The organism is Undibacterium sp. 14-3-2 (assembly GCF_016595265.1).
GTDB classification, from domain to species: domain Bacteria; phylum Pseudomonadota; class Gammaproteobacteria; order Burkholderiales; family Burkholderiaceae_D; genus Undibacterium; species Undibacterium aquatile.
Genome location: NZ_JAENGS010000005.1, coordinates 259,939 through 275,731, shown reverse-complemented (window position 1 = coordinate 275,731; position 15,793 = coordinate 259,939). Strand labels below are relative to the sequence as shown.

Genomic DNA, 15,793 nt, shown 5'->3' with positions numbered 1-15,793 from the left:
CAAATATCATGGGTTATTGTTAATTTTAGGCAAAAATGAGCGTTTTTTTGTACTCAATAGTGCGTTATCTATCTATTTAATTCATCGTGCAATTTTATTTTCAGTAATCTTTTTATTTCTGCCCGTAAATTACATTTCAAGTCTCCACAACATAGTAGCAGTACTTTATCGCAGAATGATCTATGGGAATAAAATTTATCATTGTTTTACTTGATTGTCGTTGGTTTTGCTGTTTTCCTGAGTCCATGCAATTAAAAATTGCTCAGGTGTTTCTACAGAAAAGAGCCCGGCTTTGCGAATTTTTCTTGCCAACTTAAGTAATGCTTTGTCTTTTGTGATCAGTGTGATTGCGGAGCTGTCTCTGGCGATCTCAAGAAATTTCTGATCATCTTTGTCGCTACAAACCGGTAATCGTATATCCGCTTTTAATGGCGGTGAGGCGCACTCGATGAGAAGATCGAATTGTTGGCAAATATTTGGCAGCTTATCCTGAGTCACCGGCAGGTGTGGATACTTCAGAACTGCCAGCCATTCTTCTCTACAATCGGTGCGGGTAATGGCTTTTAACTGTCCATTCTTTAATCCATGAAGAATGTCTAGCCAGCGCGGATCATTGAAAACGAATAAATCCAGACAGACATTTGTGTCAATGACGATGTGCTTGGGTATGATTGCGGTCATTATGTTTAATCTCGTTAATTTTTATGCTCATTGTATTATCTCCAGCCAAAAGTCTTGATTTTCAAATCCCGATTTCTACAAATATTTCTACGGTACCTGAGCTTTTGGATGAGGCGGAAGAATTGGTATCTATTTCGCGAGGCCTATCTGAGCTTGATTTAATTAAGCTGATGGAAATTTCACCGGCGTTAGCTCGTTTAAATGTTGATCGTTTTCGGCTATGGACGAAAACGCCAGACTCTAATCGGAGCAGACAAGCCATTTTTGCATTTAATGGGGATGTTTACGAAGGGTTGAATGCGGCTAGTCTGCAAGCGCACCATTTAACTTATCTGCAGAAACATGTCCGGATTTTATCCGGTCTGTATGGCGTGCTTAGACCTATGGATCAATTGCAGGCCTACAGGCTGGAGATGGGGACTTCTTTAATGACTCCACGCGGCAAGAATCTGTATCAATTTTGGGGACAAAAAGTAACTGATGTGTTGAACGGGCAATTGCGCTCTTTTAACGAAAAAGTATTAATTAATCTGGCGTCGGAAGAGTATTTTAAGGTTGTTAAGCCAGCCTCATTGGATGCGGACATTATTAATCCGGTTTTCCAGGACTGGAAAAATGGTCGGTACAAAATTATTTCGTTTTATGCCAAGCGCGCGCGCGGATTGATGGCACGTTATTGCGCTGAAAATGCGATTGCAGATCCTGAATTATTAAAAAACTTTAACGTTGACGGTTATTTATACGACGAGGGGGCTTCTGAGCATGGACGTTGGGTTTTCAGGCGACGAACAGAGGAGATTTAAGCGTAGACAAAAAAGCCGGTCATTGACCGGCTTTGCTATTTGAATTTTTTCTACTTCAGGACCAGAACTTCCACCATGCGGATTTGTTTTTCGCGGTACCTGTCAGGTAAGCGCTGTTAGGAAAATTTTTCAGAAATACGCGATTCGCGTCGTCTCGTAATTCTGTCATTCCCATTGCGTCGTAAGATTTCACCAGTAAAAACATCGCTTCTTCAATTGCCGGCGCATCAGGGTATTCGGTAATTGCAGCTTGCGCGCGGTTGGCGGCAGCGAGGTACGCACCACGGCGGACGTAGTAACGTGCAACGTGAACATCGTATTGCGCCAGCGCATTGACCAAGTATTTCATGCGTGAGATTGCATCCGGAGTGTACTGACTATCCGGAAACTGAGTTGCCAGTTGCTTGAACGCATCGAAAGCATCGCGTGATGCTTTCGGATCGCGCTCTGTAATATCTTGATTTGCCAGGAAATTGAGTAAGCCTAACTGATCGTTAAAATTAATCAGACCACGCAGGTAATACATGTAATCGACATGACTGTGATTCGGATGTAATTTAATGAAACGTTCTACTGCAGCCAGTGCCTGCACCTGATCACCTTGTTTATAGTAAGCATAAGCGGTATCCATCTGTGCTTGCTGGGCGTAGGTACCAAAGGGAAAGCGGGATTCCAGCTTTTCGAAGTACTGAATTGCTTTTTCATATCCGCCATTCGACATTTCGTCTTTTGCTTCAGCGTATAATTTTGATGCGGACCACGTTCTGGTCTCGTCGCCCTTGTCACCAAAAGCCCCGCAGCCGCTTAAAGTCAACGACGCGGCCATAGCCAGAACCAGCAATTTCAAAGATTTAATGTGCATAGATTTGTGCGTGAGCATGAAAACAATTTACGGATTATAGCCGATGACAAAAAATGTGAAACCAACTACAACAGTGATTTTGTCAGATTCTGATGTTGACGTCGATTTAGACTTAGCAGTTGACGATGAAGAAGTGGACGAAGACTTCTCTTCAGCAGCAGAAAATATAGAATTAAAACTGACCTCCGCTGCATGCGGCGAACGGTTGGATAAGACCATATCAAAATTGGTTCCGGAATATTCCCGCAGCCGTATTCAGCAATGGATAGAGGATGGCTTCGTTACGGTTGATGGGAAGCCCGGACGGACCAAGATGACGATGCTTGGCGATGAAAAAATTATTATTGAGCCACAGGCAGCTCCCGATGAAGGTGCTTTTGCGCCAGAAGACATTCCTCTGGATATCGTTTATGAAGATGATGCCGTTATTGTTGTGAACAAACCGGCCGGACTGGTCGTGCATCCCGCCGCCGGCAATTGGTCGGGAACCTTGTTAAATGGCTTGCTGTTTCGGTGGCCAGCGCTGTTAGGTGTTCCGCGCGCTGGCATTGTCCACCGGTTGGATAAAGACACCTCGGGATTAATGGTTGTTGCCAAAACCTTGATAGCGCACACGGATTTGGTGCGTCAGTTGCAAGATCGCAGCGTGAAGCGGGAATACTATGCGCTGGTATGGGGAACGCCTAACGTTTCCGGTACCGTTGATGCGCCAATGGCAAGACATCCGCGTGACCGTATCAAGATGGCTGTTTCCCGCAGTATTACTGCCAAGCCTGCCGTCACGCATTTTCAGCGTATCGCGACGGGGATGTTAGAGAAATTTCCTGTCAGCTTAGTGGCATGTCAGTTAGAAACTGGTCGCACCCACCAGATTCGCGTTCACATGCATTCTCTAGGGCTTCCTTTGGTTGGGGATCCTTTGTATGGCAAGCAGCATCTCGCACGTTTTTTTCCACGACAAGCCTTGCAAGCGAGGAAGCTGGGATTAATTCATCCGCAGACGGGTGAACATGTGGAGTGGGAAGTGGCCGTCGCTGATGATTTTCTTCAGTTGCTGAATGAGGCTGGAATTTCCTTGCCATGAGTCGTATGCCGCGAGATACCTTGCCGTTTCCGGTAATCCAGCCCGATTGGTGCGGCATTCATTCCTCAGTGAAGGCATTTTCAACGTTACGCAGCGGTGGTGTAAGTTCCGGAGTATATGGGAACGTTTGCGGAGTGCATGGAATGAATCTCGGGTTGCATGTTCAGGACTATCCTGCGGCAGTTCTTGAGAATCGCGCAAAAATAAATGCATGTCTGCCATCCGATGTCATATTACCATCACAAGTTCACGGTAATATTGTCGTGGATGTTGACGTCCTTGAGTCTGGAATGGAGGCTGATGCCGTCGTCAGTTCGGTCAGCGGGAAAGTGTGCGCAATTCTGACCGCCGATTGTCTGCCAGTTTTGTTTTGTGATGAAAGCGGAAAAGTTGTTGCTGCCGCCCATGCGGGTTGGCGTGGGTTAGCGAATGGGATATTGCAGAGTACGGTGGCCGAAATGCGTGCTCGGGGAGCTGACCGGATTTTTGCGTGGATGGGGGCAGCAATAGGTCCGGACGCATTTGAGGTTGGTCAAGATGTAGTTGATGTTTTTGCATCTACGGGTAAAAATTTTGTACACTGCTTCAGCAAAAAAACGTCTTCGGCTGAGACGGAAAAGTATTTTGCTGACATCTATCAGTTGGCGAGAGAAATTTTATTGTGTGAAGGCGTCAATGATATTTTTGGCGGCAGCTTTTGTACCTTTACCGATAAAGAAAACTTTTATTCGTATCGGCGCGATGGTGTGACCGGGCGCATGATCAGTCTGATTTGGCTTGACGCCGTAGCTAAATAAGTGTCTTCGGTTTATGTTTCTGAATGGGCTTTGTCAGAGCCGGATTGTTGCGGTGCAGCTTGATTTTCTGCTCGCTTATGCTTGCGTTGAGGGGCGCGCATCAGGTATAAAACAATAGACAAAGGAAAAACACAGTACATGATAAAAGTCATGCATCCTGCGATAAATGAAGGTTCAGTCATTGCCATCAGCAAAACAACATAGATCCAGGCAATTGCGACAATGTACATACAATTTCTTTCTAAAATCAGTCTGTCCGGCAGAGGAAAATCAAATATCAGGATAGCAGGACGTTCAATAATTAACTTGAAACGATACGCGAAAATCAGGAGACTCGCATGAAGACTTTCGATCCTCAAGCTATGTACTCCGAATGGATGTCACAGTTGGGAAGTCAGGCACTTTGGCAGGACTGGGTTCAGCCAGTAAGGACTATGGCGGAAATGCCGGTATCAGATGTGTTAAAAGATATCGGTGCGAAGATAGATCCGGCGGCGCTGGCACGCTTGCAGAATGAATACATGCAGGAGTTCGGGCGTTTGTGGCAGGATTTCGCTTTGTCGAAATTGCCGGAATTGAACGATAAGCGTTTTTCCGCAACGGACTGGCATAATCATGCGATGCACTCTTACAGTGCTGCCAGCTATTTGTTGAATGCACGGTTTCTGATGGCAATTGCTGAGGCAGTTGAAGCGCCGCAAAAAATCAAACAAAAAATCAGTTTTGCGGTGCAGCAAATGATTGATGCGATGTCTCCAGCCAATTTCCTGGTTACAAACCCCGAGGCGCAGTCAAAGCTCATCGAAAGCAAAGGGGAAAGTCTGGCCCGAGGGATCAGTCAGATGCTCGCTGATATGCAAAAGGGGCGCATATCGCAGACGGACGAGTCTGCGTTTGAAGTGGGTAAAAACGTAGCAACAACGGCAGGTAAAGTGGTTTTTGAAAACCATTTATTTCAGTTGATTCAATATACCCCTCTGACGAAAACAGTTCATCAGCGCCCATTGCTGATGATTCCGCCTTGTATTAATAAATATTACATTCTTGATCTGCAACCAGAGAACTCGCTGGTACGCTATGCCGTCGAGCAAGGGCACACGGTATTTCTGGTTTCGTGGGCCAACCCCGATGAGTCTATGTCTGAAGTGACATGGGATGACTACATCGAAGATGGTGCAATCAAAGCTTTTGAGGTCGTACGCGCCATCAGTAAGCAGGAAAAGGTGAACGCCTTTGGTTTTTGCGTCGGCGGCACGATTATTTCTACGGCTTTGGCGGTGTTGGCGGCACGTGGAGTTCATCCCGCAAGCAGCCTCACATTGTTGACGACCTTGCTGGACTTTTCAGACACAGGTGTGCTGGACGTGTTTGTGGACGAGGTACAGGTTGCGTTGCGCGAGCAAAGTATCGGGCGGAAAGGCATTATGCCGGGTCGTGATCTGGCCAGCACTTTTTCAAGCTTACGTGCGAATGATCTGGTTTGGAGCTATGTGCAGTCGAATTATCTGAAAGGGGAGGCGCCGCCGCCGTTCGATCTTTTGTATTGGAATGCCGATAGTACTAATTTACCGGGGCCTATGTTTTGCTGGTATCTGAGAAATACTTATCTGGAAAATAAATTACGACAAACCAGTGAGTTGACCGTTGCAGGTAATCAGGTTTCTCTCGGAGCGATTGATGCGCCTGTATTTGTGTACGGTTCCCGTGAGGATCACATCGTTCCCTGGAAGGCCGCTTTTGCATCGCTGAATATATTAAATCCAGAGCACAAAGAGCAAAATATGTTTGTGCTTGGCGCTTCTGGTCATATTGCCGGCGTCATCAATCCTCCGGCAAAGAAAAAACGCAGCTATTGGTTTAATCCAGTTGCAACTGAGAGCGCTGATGCCTGGTTTTCCGGCGCAGTTGAAAATCAAGGTAGCTGGTGGCCGGTATGGTCAGAGTTTCTGGCAAAACATGGCGGGAAAATGGTAAAGGCACCTGTAAAACCGGGAAATGCAGAATATACGGAAATCGAAGCAGCTCCCGGACGCTACGTCAAAGTCAGAGCAAATTAGTGTAATGGTGGATATTTCTGCAGTTTAAATTTAAAACAGGAGAAAAAGTATGGCGAAACGTGTTGCGTACGTAACAGGTGGTATGGGTGGAATCGGGACTCCAATTTGCAGACGTTTGTGCAAAGAAGGCTATACCGTCATCGCAGGTTGTGGCCCGAACTCTCCTCGCAAGGATAAATGGCTCGCCGATATGCGTGCCGAAGGCCTGGACATTCATGCTTCAGAGGGGAACGTTTCAGATTGGGAATCAACCAAAGCTGCTTTTGATAAAGTTAAGGCAGAAGTTGGTGAAATTGATGTGTTGGTGAATAACGCCGGTATTACCCGTGATGGTCAGTTCCGGAAAATGAGCAAGGCTGATTGGGATGCCGTGATGGATACCAACTTGAACTCGTTGTTCAACGTCACCAAGCAAGTTATTGAAGGCATGGTTGATCGTGGCTGGGGTCGGATTATTAATATCTCTTCAGTTAATGGACAGAAGGGGCAATTTGGTCAGACTAATTATTCCACCGCGAAAGCTGGTATTCATGGATTTACGATGGCGCTGGCGCAGGAAGTTGCCACCAAAGGTGTGACGGTCAATACTGTCTCTCCAGGTTATGTCGGTACGGATATGGTGAAGGCGATTCGACCTGATGTGCTTGAAAAAATCGTTTCCGGCATCCCGGTAAAACGTCTGGCGGAACCGGAAGAAATCGCTTCTATTGTCGCCTGGATCGCATCGGATGAAGGTGGATATGCAACGGGGTCTGACTTCTCGATTAATGGTGGTTTGCATATGGGATAAGAGTGACGCCAGTGGTCACTGTTGTTTGTTGTTCGATGTCAATTTAAACAAGTTTGCTACTGTTTTTTTACTGCAATGCGGTAGAATATGCTCACCAAAGCAAGGATTTTGGTGGGCATATTTTTTTGCCAATTTAAAAAACAACGTTAAAAATAGCGATAAAAAAGGGGACAATCAAATTGCTGTACTCAATGGTATAAGAGTGCATGCGTTTGTTTGAGTGAGTCTTGGTTTTATATAGTCGAAACTTGATTTCGCGATGAAGCCGGATGTGTAAGTTATCAATTGAGATTTCAATGAATAGCGCAAAAAAATCAACACAGCATCTGATTAAAAAATATCCGAATCGCCGTCTCTACGATACGCAAACGAGTAGTTACATTACCTTGGTAGATGTAAAGCAGTTTGTGCTTGAAAACGACGATTTCGCCGTGGTTGATGCTAAAACGGGTGAAGATCTGACGCGTAGTATTTTGCTGCAGATTATTCTCGAAGAAGAGGCCGGTGGCTCACCTATGTTTTCCAGCGTTGTGTTATCCCAGATCATTCGTTACTACGGTCATGCCATGCAGGGAATGATGGGTAATTATCTTGAGAAAAACGTGCAGGCATTCATTGATATTCAGAATAAACTGGCAGAAAATTCCAAAGGAATCTACGAAGGTAAGCCGTTCAGCCCTGAAATGTGGACGCAATTCATGAATGTCCAGGGGCCGATGATGCAAGGCATGATGGGTAATTACATCGATCAAAGTAAAAATCTGTTCGTACAAATGCAGGAGCAGATGCAAAATCAGGCTAAAAATATATTCAATGTTTTTCCGTTTAACCCGGAAGATGTGAATAAAAAGTAAGCAGGCATTTTAATTGAGACAGCTTAAGCCTCTGATTTTTCAGGAATTTTCATGCTAAGCTGGGCAAGAAAAGGTGGTAAAGGGTACAATGGCGGATTCGCTTTTGTACCCTTTTTGTTATCTACGCATCGTTATGTCCATTACTGAAATACGTCGTCCCGAAGTCACCAATTCTCCTAAAGTTGGATTTGTCTCCCTCGGTTGCCCGAAGGCACTGGTTGACTCTGAACAAATCCTGACCCAGCTTCGTGCTGAAGGATATGAAACCGCGAAATCTTATGATGGAGCCGATCTGGTCATCGTCAATACCTGCGGATTTATTGATGCGGCGGTTCAGGAGTCTCTTGATGCCATCGGTGAAGCTTTGGCTGAAAACGGTAAGGTGATTGTTACTGGTTGCCTAGGTGCGAAGAAGGACGCGGACGGCAACGACATGATTCAGTCTATTCATCCCAAAGTTCTGGAAGTGACCGGGCCGCACGCCTTGAGTGAGGTAATGACTGCAGTCCATAAGCATTTACCTAAGCCGCACGAGCCATTCATTGATCTGGTGCCGGCGCAGGGAGTGAAGCTGACCCCTAAGCATTTTGCTTATCTCAAGATTTCTGAAGGTTGTAATCATCGCTGCAGTTTCTGCATTATTCCTTCAATGCGTGGCGATCTGGTGTCGCGTCCAATCGCGGATGTGATGCTGGAAGCAGAAAACCTGTTCAAAGCTGGTGTGAAAGAGTTATTGGTCATTTCGCAGGATACCAGTGCTTATGGTGTGGACGTGAAGTTCCGTACCGGCTTCTGGAACGGCAAACCAGTTAAAACGCACATGACGCAACTGGTCGAGGCGCTCGGTGAACTCGCGAAGCAATACGATGCATGGGTACGTCTGCATTACGTCTATCCTTATCCGCACGTGGATCAGATTATCCCATTCATGAACAATGGCCATGTTTTGCCTTATCTGGATGTGCCACTGCAACACGCACACCCCGATGTGCTGAAACGGATGAAGCGCCCAGCCAGTGGCGAAAAAAATATAGAACGTATCAAGGCCTGGCGTGAGATGTGTCCGGAAATCACGATACGCTCAACCTTTATCGCTGGTTTTCCCGGTGAGACGGAAGAAGAATTTGAATACCTTCTGGATTTTTTGAAAGAAGCAGAAATCGACCGACTTGGTTGTTTTGCGTATTCACCGGTGGAAGGTGCAACAGCGAACGAATTAGCCAATCAATTACCAGACGATGTTCGCGAAGATCGTCGCCGTCGTGTGATGGAGTTGCAGGAAGACATTTCCAAAAAACGTTTGCAGGCGAAAATTGGTAAAACCGTACGCGTATTGATAGATTCTCTTGATCGTAGTGGTGGCGTCGGCCGCTCGTCTGCGGATGCGCCGGAAATTGACGGTGTTGTTTACGTCAAGCCGCCATTTGAGCCGCACCGCAAGCTGAAGGTGGGGGAATTCGTTAACGTCACCATTACCGCGGCGGATGCGCATGACTTGTGGGGTGAGGCAGTTTGATGAGGTTGATGTTGTCAGTCAGACTATCGCTGGTTGCTGGTCTGTTTATCGGCACCGTCCAGGCGCAGGAACTGCAAACTGCTGGTGCGATGTCGAATCCTGTGTTTGCCAGAGCCATAGAGTTGCGTGGACAATTGGGTGCTAAGCATGTGCGTATGCATTTGCAACCTAAGACCGAAGATCGCGACAGTGTTGAAGGCAGTTATGTCGTTGTCGCAGGTGCGCCGCAAAGTCAGAAAATTTTGCTTGCCGGGGAGGTGACCGCAGACAGACTGAGTATGGAGGAATCGGTGGATGGTACGGATGTTTCCGGTCAATGGGATGGTGATCTTCAAGGGCAAACTGTGCGTGGCATCTGGTTATCCGCCGATGGCAATGTCCGGCAGGATTTTACGTTAGAGATAGTGAATACTGATCCACAGAAAACGAAGAAGCGACGCAGCAAGAAATAAAAAAGGCGCATCCAGCGCCTTTTTTTATACAGAGAGTATCCGCAAATCTGAGTGGCAAATATGCCGCATGTTCATGCTACCTGACGGGAACGTACCAAAGTTTTGCATCGTTCACCGGTGTATTTTTGGGAAGCAGCGGGTTGCTCAGGCGTATAACGTTGCGTCCTTTTAAATTCAGCTTTTCGATTGCTTCTTGATGGTATTTATTGAAGATCGCATCGAAGCTGCCATCTTTTTGCATGATACGTAAGCCTGTTTCCACTCTGTCCCGTATCGCGGAGTCTTGTTTGTTAAAGAAAAAGTAGTAAGGAAACGGATAGTAAATCAGCAGATTCTTTTCTATGCTCAGTTCTGGATTACGTTCTTTATTTTTTTCGTACTCGATCAGAATTTCGCCAATACCACGCGGGAATCCATCGAAACGATTGGCGGTCAGCATTTTGAAAAGCTGGGAATATTTCCCCTGTATAACCCTGATGCCGTAGTTCTCATAGATTGCATTGTCATTCCAGTCCACGCCCTGACCAAGACTTACTTTTTTCAGGTCTTCCGGCGTCTTTATCTGATCAAATTTTGGCTGATTTTCTTTGTTGATCAGAAGAACGCGATAGCCGAGCAAGCCTTTGCGCAAAGGGAAGCGTATCGTCGCAAAACGCTGTTCCAACTCGATCGAGGTTGGATTCCACGTGACATTAATGTTATGTTCGGTTTTTTCCAGCTCTTGTAATACCCGTTTTTTTGGCATGATTTGCGCATCTGGAAGACATTCATAATCACCGTATCGTGAGCGGGTTTTTTCCAGTGCAGTACACAGAATTTCAATCACGTCATTAAAACGCGTTTCATTCTGAACTTCGCCGGCAGAATAGATGACCCGGGTGATTGCTGCCTGGGTCAAGACTGGAATCAGAATCAGATATGCGAGTAAGCTACTACGGAGTATTAAACGGAGGGCATTCATCTCATTGCAAATACGGGTGTGTACGTTCGTTTTAGTGTGGCGTAGTCAATGATTGATATGGCCGCATTTTTTGCGTCTGCTGGTCGGACAGATACAAGGGCAAAAATAGCGATGTCCTCTTGGATACAAAGGCGTCATTCTAATCGACTTTTATTACAGGAAATTTATGTTGGACCGCGGTCATGCTGGTTTTTGCCGCGTTGAAACGATGTTTTACAAAATTACTATGATGTTCTGTTTTTGACGGTGGGAATGATTGCTGCTGATCGGCGTCAGTTGTGCTGATGATGCTGATAACTGGCCGGTAAAATCTGGTTTTGATAGATACTCCCCCATTTTTTGAGTAAATGTGTGAAATCTCCTTGTCGAATATTGGCCTCTCAATATACTGGGGGGAGTATATTCTTCGCACAGATGTGTGCTGGGATGTTTTGATATTGCTGAATCAATCAAGGTGTTATATGACAAAAAAAGAAGCTCAGATCTCTGCTGTTGCTACCCGTGCGATTCATAGTGCTTATACAGCGCCGGATGGTTTCGGTGCGTTTCCTGTCGCTATTCATCACGCATCGACAGTGTTGTTTGACAGTGTCGATGCGATGAGATCACGCAGTTGGCAGGATAAATCCTCGTACACCTATGGTCTGCATGGCACACCAACCAGTTTTACCCTTGAGGCGCGTTTAGCAGAAATAGAGCAGGGTGATCATTGCCTGTTAGTGCCGAGTGGGCTGGCGGCAATCACGCTGATAGATCTGGCATTGCTGAAAAGTGGTGATGATGTATTGATTCCGGATAACGTCTATAACCCGAATCGCGATCTGGCGAATTGGCTGAGTCAGAATTACGGTATCAGCGCACGCTTTTATGATCCTTTGATTGGTGCAGGCATTGCTGCGTTGATTCAGGAAAATACCCGTCTGATCTGGACCGAAGCACCGGGTTCGGTATCGATGGAAGTGCCTGATATTCCTGCGATCTGTGCTGCTGCACACGCCCGGGGAGTATTGGTGGCGCTCGATAATACCTGGTCTGCTGGTATCGCATTTCCGGCGTTTGCCCATGGCGTTGATATCATCATGCAGGCGCTGACAAAATACCAGAGTGGTGGCTCGGATGTGTTAATGGGTGCTGTCATCACCAAAGACAAAGCACTCAATACGCGTTTGCAACTGGCGCATATGCGCCTGGGCTTTGGGGTGGGCATGGATGATGTGTATCTGGTATTACGTAATTTACCCAGCCTGAAATTGCGTTTTGAGGCGCATGATCGCAGTGCGCGTGAAGTCGCTGCCTGGCTGGCTCAACGTTCGGAGATTGGCAAGGTGCTGCATCCTGCTTTTCCGGATTGCCCCGGACATGAGGTTTGGAAGCGCGATTTCAGTGGAGCAGGTGGCTTGTTCTCAGTGCTGTTTGATGAGCGTTATACCGAGCAGCAAACGGATCGTTTTGTCGATAGTTTGAACTTATTCAAGATTGGCTTTAGCTGGGGCGGTGCGCACAGCCTGTGCCTGCCTTACCGCATAGAACAGATGCGGGATCGCTGGCAGTTCAGAGGTATTCTGGTGCGCTTTAATATCGGCCTGGAAGAGCAGGCAGATTTGATCGCCGACATTGAGCAGGCGTTGGTGGAAATGAAAAAAGCTGCCTGAAATAAGGCAGCTTTTTTTACTTGGCAATCAATACAGAAAATAAATGGATTGATGCAGAGACGAGCAACTAAATTATTTGCTGCTGGCAGTGGCATCGCTGGCTGGAGCAGGGGCGGCAACAGGTGTTGGTGTAGTGGCTTCGGCGCTGGCGGATGCGGAGTGAACTTCGGTCGGATTGTGGCCAGCCGCTTCGCCTTGCATATCAACTTTATCGCCTGCTTTGAAGATTAAAAACAGTGCTGCTGCAGCGAAAATAATAAAGCCGACGAGAATTTTCCACATAGTTGTCTCCTGAAAGAATTTAAAACTGTTTTAGTATCTGATTGTTTGAATGCCGTCTGCGATACGGCAGATGTGATTCAGGCATAGCGTTACATTAAACGCGCTGGCTTACAACTTCCTTGCAATCATACTCAAGCTTCAAGATTGTCAGGCAAAAAAATGGGGTGCATTCCAGAAGGAGTGCACCCCATTTTTAATTCACAATGCCGCTGTTTTGACAGCGGCATTGATGCATTACGCTGCCGACAATAATTGACGCAAGACGAATGGCAGGATACCGCCATGTTTGTAGTAATCAACTTCGATAGGCGTATCAATGCGCAACAGAACTTTCACTTCCTGAGTTTGACCGTTAGCACGGTGGATAACCAGAGTGACTTCCTGTTGAGGTTTGATATCGTTCTCTATGCCTTTCAGATCGAAGGATTCATTGCCTGTGATGCCTAAGGAGTCAACGCTGTCTGTGCCCAGGAATTGCAAAGGCAATACACCCATACCAACCAGGTTGGAGCGGTGAATACGTTCGAAAGAGCGTGCGATCACTGCTTTGACGCCCAGCAATTGCGTACCTTTGGCAGCCCAGTCACGGGAAGAGCCTGTGCCGTATTCTTCGCCGCCGAAGATCATGGTTGGCGTACCTTCAGCAACGTATTTCATCGCTGCATCGTAGATCGCCATTTGTTCGCCAGTTGGCTGGAACAATGTTTCACCGCCTTCAACGCGGGAGCCATCTTCTTTCGCAGGGATCATCAGATTTTTGATACGTACATTGGCAAACGTACCGCGCATCATGATTTCGTGGTTACCACGACGTGAACCGTAGGAGTTGAAGTCAGCTTTCAAGACGCCATTTTCTTTCAGCCATTTACCTGCTGGGCTGGATTCTTTGATAGAGCCAGCTGGAGAAATATGGTCAGTCGTGATGGAGTCACCAAATACGCCCAGTGCGCGTGCACCAGTGATGCCAGTCGCTGCTGCTTTTGGCTCCATTGCGAAGTCAGCAAAGAATGGTGGTTCAGCAATGTAAGTGGAAGCAGGCCAGTTGTAGACTTCGCCTTCCGCCACGCCTTTGATGTTTTCCCACAATTTGCCTGGCGCGCCTTTAACGTCAGCATAGTTGTCTTTGAATGTTTTTGCATTCATCGCAAACTTCATCAGTTTTTGAATTTCTGCGCTGGTTGGCCAGATATCGCCCAGGAAAATGTCTTTACCTTTAACGCGACCAACTGGTTCTGTCATCAGGTCTTTCGTCATGTTGCCAGCAATAGCGTAAGCAACGACGAGTGGAGGAGATGCCAGGAAGTTGGAGCGGATATTCGGGTGAATACGTGCTTCAAAGTTACGGTTACCAGACAATACAGCGGATGCCACTATGTCGTTAGCAACGATCGCTTCATTCATTGCTGGAGTCAGATCGCCAGCGTTACCGATACAGGTTGTGCAACCATAAGCAGTGACACCGAAACCGAGTTTTTCCAGATATGGCAACAGGCCAGCCGCTTCCAGATATTTAGTGACTACGCGGGAGCCAGGCGCCAGCGACGTTTTGATATGTGGAGCTACTTTCAAACCAGCTTCAACTGCTTTTTTTGCTAACAAACCAGCGGCCAGCAAAACGCTAGGATTGGACGTGTTAGTGCAAGAAGTAATCGCAGCAATCAGAACATCGCCGTTCTTAACTTTGACGCCATCAGCGTTGGTGTATTCCGCATCCAGATCTTCAATTTTTTTGTTGAAGCCGTTTTCAGATGTTGGTTTTGCAAACAGGTCGGCGAATGTCGATTTAACGTTACCGATTTCGATACGATCCTGTGGGCGCTTAGGACCCGCCAATGATGGAGAAACTGTCGACAGATCCAGCGAAATTTCAGTGGTGTAATCGATGTCGCCTTTTTTCGGAATACCGAACATTTTCTGTGCTTTGAAATAGCCTTCGAATGCGTCGATTTCTGCTTTAGTGCGGCCAGTGCCTTTGAAGTAGTCGATGGTTGCTTCGTCAACCGGGAAGAAGCCCATCGTTGCGCCGTATTCCGGTGCCATGTTGGCGATAGTTGCACGATCTGTCAGGGACAGTGTGCGTGTGCCTTCGCCGAAGAATTCAACGAATTTACCAACGACTTTTGCTTTACGCAGCAATTCAGTGATTGTCAGTACCAGATCGGTTGCAGTGCAGCCTTCGCGCAATGCGCCAGTCAGGTTCACACCAACCACGTCAGGTGTCAGGAAGTACACTGGCTGACCGAGCATGCCGGCTTCAGCTTCGATACCGCCCACGCCCCAGCCAACCACGCCAATACCGTTGATCATGGTGGTGTGAGAATCAGTACCTACCAATGTGTCTGGGTAGTAAACTTCGTTTTTCTTCGCGTCTTTAACTTTGTGTACGCCACGTGCCAGGTACTCAAGGTTAACCTGGTGAACGATACCGAAGCCAGGAGGAACCACGCCGAACGTATCAAACGCCTGCATGCCCCATTTCATGAACTGATAGCGCTCGTTGTTGCGCGAGAACTCCAGTTTCATGTTCAGGTCCAGCGCTTTCTTTTCGCGGAAATGATCGATTTGTACAGAGTGATCCACGACCAGATCAACTGGAACCAATGGTTCGATATTTTTTGGATTTTTGCCTTGTTTTGCGGCGACGTTACGCATTGCTGCCAGATCGGCCAGCAGAGGAACGCCGGTAAAGTCTTGCAGCACAACGCGGGAAACCACGAATGGGATTTCGTCAACGCGGGAAGCTGTTGCACCCCAATTAGCTAATTGCTTAACGTGTTCTTCAGTAACTTTTTTGCCGTCGCAGTTACGCAGAACAGATTCCAGAACCACGCGAATGGAAACTGGCAGACGGGAGATTTTAACGTCCAGGTTTTTTTCCAGTGCAGGCAAAGAGAAGAACTTGCCTTTCTTCGTGTCTGAAATTTTAAAATCTTTCAGGGTTTTGAATGCATCTTGATACGCATTTTGGCTCATGGCTGTTCCTTATTTACAAAAATCAAAGA

General features: G+C 46.9%; 15 protein-coding genes. 9 read left to right on the top strand and 6 right to left on the bottom strand.

The window, feature by feature from the left end:
* Positions 1 to 198 precede the first annotated feature (198 nt).
* Entirely contained in the window at positions 199 to 681 is a 483-nt protein-coding gene (locus tag Undi14_RS13200; protein WP_200180745.1) for a putative toxin-antitoxin system toxin component, PIN family, read from the bottom strand.
* A 23-nt stretch (positions 682 to 704) separates the two neighbouring features.
* On the opposite strand from Undi14_RS13200, the gene yaaA reads away from it, so the two are divergent.
* Positions 705 to 1,484, top strand: coding sequence for a peroxide stress protein YaaA (yaaA, locus tag Undi14_RS13195; protein ID WP_200180744.1), 780 nt, complete (start codon positions 705 to 707; stop codon positions 1,482 to 1,484).
* 55 nt (positions 1,485 to 1,539) lie between these two features.
* Here the strand turns inward: yaaA and Undi14_RS13190 are convergent, their stop codons facing one another.
* Positions 1,540 to 2,346, bottom strand: coding sequence for an outer membrane protein assembly factor BamD (locus Undi14_RS13190; RefSeq protein ID WP_186885527.1), 807 nt, complete (start codon positions 2,344 to 2,346; stop codon positions 1,540 to 1,542).
* Between the two features lie 43 nt (positions 2,347 to 2,389).
* On the opposite strand from Undi14_RS13190, the gene Undi14_RS13185 reads away from it, so the two are divergent.
* Both Undi14_RS13185 and pgeF read left to right on the top strand, forming a co-directional pair.
* A complete protein-coding gene (locus tag Undi14_RS13185; protein WP_200180743.1) occupies positions 2,390 to 3,430 on the top strand; it encodes an RluA family pseudouridine synthase in 1,041 nt (346 codons plus the stop codon).
* A complete protein-coding gene (gene pgeF, locus Undi14_RS13180; RefSeq protein ID WP_370589953.1) occupies positions 3,427 to 4,227 on the top strand; it encodes a peptidoglycan editing factor PgeF in 801 nt (266 codons plus the stop codon). The genes Undi14_RS13185 and pgeF overlap by 4 nt, the downstream gene beginning before the upstream one ends.
* A gap of 11 nt (positions 4,228 to 4,238) precedes the next feature.
* On the opposite strand, the gene Undi14_RS18540 is transcribed toward pgeF, so the two are convergent.
* Positions 4,239 to 4,586 carry a hypothetical protein gene (locus Undi14_RS18540; RefSeq protein ID WP_370587101.1) on the bottom strand — a complete coding sequence of 116 codons (348 nt, stop codon included), beginning with the start codon at positions 4,584 to 4,586 and terminating at the stop codon, positions 4,239 to 4,241.
* Between Undi14_RS18540 and phaC the strand changes: the two genes are divergently transcribed.
* From phaC to Undi14_RS13150, 5 genes are all read left to right on the top strand, one after another.
* Positions 4,566 to 6,284, top strand: a complete 1,719-nt coding sequence (phaC, locus tag Undi14_RS13170; protein WP_200180742.1) for a class I poly(R)-hydroxyalkanoic acid synthase — start codon at positions 4,566 to 4,568, stop codon at positions 6,282 to 6,284. The two genes, Undi14_RS18540 and phaC, sit on opposite strands and share 21 nt — an antisense overlap.
* Before the next feature lie 49 nt (positions 6,285 to 6,333).
* Positions 6,334 to 7,074, top strand: coding sequence for a 3-ketoacyl-ACP reductase (locus Undi14_RS13165; protein ID WP_186885523.1), 741 nt, complete (start codon positions 6,334 to 6,336; stop codon positions 7,072 to 7,074).
* 296 nt (positions 7,075 to 7,370) lie between these two features.
* Positions 7,371 to 7,928, top strand: a complete 558-nt coding sequence (gene phaR / locus Undi14_RS13160) for a polyhydroxyalkanoate synthesis repressor PhaR (protein ID WP_186885522.1) — start codon at positions 7,371 to 7,373, stop codon at positions 7,926 to 7,928.
* A gap of 133 nt (positions 7,929 to 8,061) precedes the next feature.
* Positions 8,062 to 9,444: a 30S ribosomal protein S12 methylthiotransferase RimO gene (rimO, locus tag Undi14_RS13155; RefSeq protein ID WP_200180741.1), complete on the top strand. Its 1,383-nt coding sequence runs from the start codon at positions 8,062 to 8,064 to the stop codon at positions 9,442 to 9,444.
* Positions 9,445 to 9,452: 8 nt separating this feature from the next.
* The gene (locus Undi14_RS13150) at positions 9,453 to 9,896 is read left to right on the top strand and encodes a hypothetical protein (protein ID WP_200180739.1); all 444 of its coding nucleotides are present in this window, start codon (positions 9,453 to 9,455) and stop codon (positions 9,894 to 9,896) included.
* Between the two features lie 76 nt (positions 9,897 to 9,972).
* Here the strand turns inward: Undi14_RS13150 and Undi14_RS13145 are convergent, their stop codons facing one another.
* The gene (locus Undi14_RS13145; protein ID WP_200180738.1) at positions 9,973 to 10,857 is read right to left on the bottom strand and encodes a transporter substrate-binding domain-containing protein; all 885 of its coding nucleotides are present in this window, start codon (positions 10,855 to 10,857) and stop codon (positions 9,973 to 9,975) included.
* A gap of 461 nt (positions 10,858 to 11,318) precedes the next feature.
* Here Undi14_RS13145 and Undi14_RS13140 point away from each other — a divergent pair, with 461 nt between their 5' ends.
* Positions 11,319 to 12,509 carry a cystathionine beta-lyase gene (locus Undi14_RS13140; RefSeq protein WP_200180737.1) on the top strand — a complete coding sequence of 397 codons (1,191 nt, stop codon included), beginning with the start codon at positions 11,319 to 11,321 and terminating at the stop codon, positions 12,507 to 12,509.
* Positions 12,510 to 12,581: 72 nt separating this feature from the next.
* Here Undi14_RS13140 and Undi14_RS13135 read toward each other — a convergent pair whose 3' ends face one another.
* Together Undi14_RS13135 and acnA are read right to left on the bottom strand one after the other, a co-directional pair.
* Positions 12,582 to 12,791: a hypothetical protein gene (locus Undi14_RS13135; protein WP_200180736.1), complete on the bottom strand. Its 210-nt coding sequence runs from the start codon at positions 12,789 to 12,791 to the stop codon at positions 12,582 to 12,584.
* Positions 12,792 to 13,025: 234 nt separating this feature from the next.
* Positions 13,026 to 15,764 carry an aconitate hydratase AcnA gene (acnA, locus tag Undi14_RS13130; protein WP_200180735.1) on the bottom strand — a complete coding sequence of 913 codons (2,739 nt, stop codon included), beginning with the start codon at positions 15,762 to 15,764 and terminating at the stop codon, positions 13,026 to 13,028.
* Positions 15,765 to 15,793: the final 29 nt, after the last annotated feature.